The following is a 2307-nucleotide window of genomic DNA, read 5'->3' on the forward strand; positions in this document are numbered from 1 at the left end:
AGGCAAACGGCTATAGGAGCCAGATTCAGCGTAAAGGCCATCGAAACAAACCGTTGTCCAAGACTCAGCAAGGGCGAAACCACAGGATTGCAAAGACTAGGGCACGGGTTGAACATGCATTTGCGGCGATGGAACAAATGGGTAGAAAACTGATCCGCACCATTGGACAGGTGCGCGCTAATTTTGCCATGACGATGATGGCAGCATGTTACAACCTAAAGCGGTTGGCGTACTTCCAGAGCGCGTGCATCGTGGCTTTCTGACGCCCAGAATGGGTCAAATGGCCCTAGCCAGGGCAATGTGCGATAGAATCAGTAACGTGATAATCAAAAAAAATCTAATTATTTAGAATGAAAGCCAAGGGTTAATTGAAAATCTTGAGTTTTTCGAGGTGCCCTTTAGTCATATTGAAATGATCCAAGGCAATAATCCTTGGGGCAAAGTATTAGATGCGGGTACAGGCATTAATTCACTAAGCTGGATAAGCCAGCTTAAGAGTGAAAGTTGGACCGCAGTAACTTGTGCAATTAATATGAAAGCTGATATTCAGCAAATTATTTCAGCTAAGCAAAGACCTCAGGATCGTCTTTTATTAGGTAATTGGGCTGATAGTGATTTTATGGTTAATGAGCGATTTGATACCGTTATTGCTGACTATTTATTAGGTGCGGTAGACGGTTTTGTGCCTTACTGGCAAATACCTTTATTGTACCGTTTAAAATCATTAACCCTTAATCGGTTATATTTTACTGGCTTAGAGCCTTACGTGCCTTACAATGCAAGTTGTCGAGCGGGGCATCTTGTGGTAAGTATTGGCCGTTTACGTGACGCGTGTTTATTACTTGCTGGTGAACGTCCGTATCGAGAATATCCAGCTGATTGGGTGATCTATCATTTACAACAAATGGGATTTGAAATAGTAGATCTAAAACATTATCCAATTAATTACGGCCACAATTGGTTGATAGGTCAAATGGAAATGTGTCGCCAGAGGATCAGTAGGCTTGTTGATCGACAATTATCGATGACTATGTTTGAGCATATTAATCCAATTAGAACAACAGGCACTGGTATGTATTGCTCAACAAGGAAGCTTAAAACATGGGGCAGATTATGTGATTTCTGCTAAATTAGCGAAATAAAATTTTATTGGCATAATGTACTAATAAATGAAAACTGGAGACTGTTTATATTAACAAAATGGCGATAATTTAATATTGAATTTTATTGTAAAAATACTTATGACCTATTCTCCTTGTCATATTGAGCAAATAAAATAGATAACATTAACCAGGGTTAAAATATTGCCATTTACTAGCTGTTGCCATAAACATCAATTTTATTTATTTTTTCTGTTAATCGCGTCCTATAGAGTACCGTAATAGATTACGGTACTTTATGCGATTTATCTTATTTTGGCTTAGATGTAACTGTAAATTAGCCACATGTTTCGGGTGAAAAATCTTTATGTCCTCTACCTTCATAGCATTTAATTAATACATCTTGAGGTTTTTCTAAGATCCATTTGTCATCTTTAAGGATAAAAGTAAAAATGGTTTTGATTGCTTCGACAGAATCATCTAAAAGGCCAGACTCTACAATGCTCACTTCCACTGAATCAGGAGATTCAACACGATTAGTACGTTGAGTAATAACAACATTACTAACATCAGCCTGGAAACTATTTCCCATCATTTTAATTGCTAATGGGATTGGTTTATTTTCATTATCTGACATAGTTGTTTCTGTTTGCTTATCACAAGCAGCTAATAATAAACAGGAAGAAAGAGCGATCGTTAATTTTAATCTATTCATTTTTAAGCTTTATTTTTGTGAAATTCACTATCGATTATAAATTAAATAGCAATATTTATCATAGTATATTAATCTGAAATTTTGTTACTTATATAGGGCACCTCGAAAAACTCAAGATTTTCAATTAACCCTTGGCTTTCATTCTAAATAATTAGATTTTTTTTGATTATCACGTTACTGATTCTATCGCACATTGCCCTGGCTAGGGCCATTTGACCCATTCTGGGCGTCAGAAAGCCACGATGCACGCGCTCTGGAAGTACGCCAACCGCTTTAGGTTGTAACATGCTGCCATCATCGTCATGGCAAAATTAGCGCGCACCTGTCCAATGGTGCGGATCAGTTTTCTACCCATTTGTTCCATCGCCGCAAATGCATGTTCAACCCGTGCCCTAGTCTTTGCAATCCTGTGGTTTCGCCCTTGCTGAGTCTTGGACAACGGTTTGTTTCGATGGCCTTTACGCTGAATCTGGCTCCTATAGCCGTTTGCCT

4 protein-coding genes are annotated in these 2307 nt (G+C 38.3%); 2 read left to right on the forward strand and 2 right to left on the reverse strand.

Annotation, left to right across the window (positions count from 1 at the left end):
* On the forward strand, window positions 1-263 hold a 263-nt coding region (locus tag CBG25_RS18230; protein ID WP_290603799.1), incomplete at its 5' end, for a transposase.
* Window positions 264-412: 149 nt separating this feature from the next.
* Window positions 413-1129, forward strand: coding sequence for a class I SAM-dependent methyltransferase (locus tag CBG25_RS18235; RefSeq protein ID WP_290608434.1), 717 nt, complete (start codon window positions 413-415; stop codon window positions 1127-1129).
* 308 nt (window positions 1130-1437) lie between these two features.
* Here CBG25_RS18235 and CBG25_RS18240 read toward each other — a convergent pair whose 3' ends face one another.
* The gene (locus tag CBG25_RS18240) at window positions 1438-1815 is read right to left on the reverse strand and encodes a hypothetical protein (protein ID WP_290608436.1); all 378 of its coding nucleotides are present in this window, start codon (window positions 1813-1815) and stop codon (window positions 1438-1440) included.
* 229 nt (window positions 1816-2044) lie between these two features.
* A partial coding sequence (locus tag CBG25_RS18245; RefSeq protein ID WP_290603799.1) for a transposase occupies window positions 2045-2307 on the reverse strand: 263 nt, incomplete at its 5' end.

This window comes from Arsenophonus sp. ENCA (genome assembly GCF_002287155.1).
Classification (GTDB): Bacteria; Pseudomonadota; Gammaproteobacteria; order Enterobacterales; family Enterobacteriaceae; genus Arsenophonus; species Arsenophonus nilaparvatae.

What these genes read in the sequence shown, in the direction of transcription:
- CBG25_RS18235 (WP_290608434.1), top strand. Translation starts at nt 413, where the DNA reads ATGATCCAAGGCAATAATCCTTGGGGCAAAGTATTAGATGCGGGTACA.
- CBG25_RS18240 (WP_290608436.1), bottom strand. Translation starts at nt 1,815, where the DNA reads ATGAATAGATTAAAATTAACGATCGCTCTTTCTTCCTGTTTATTATTA.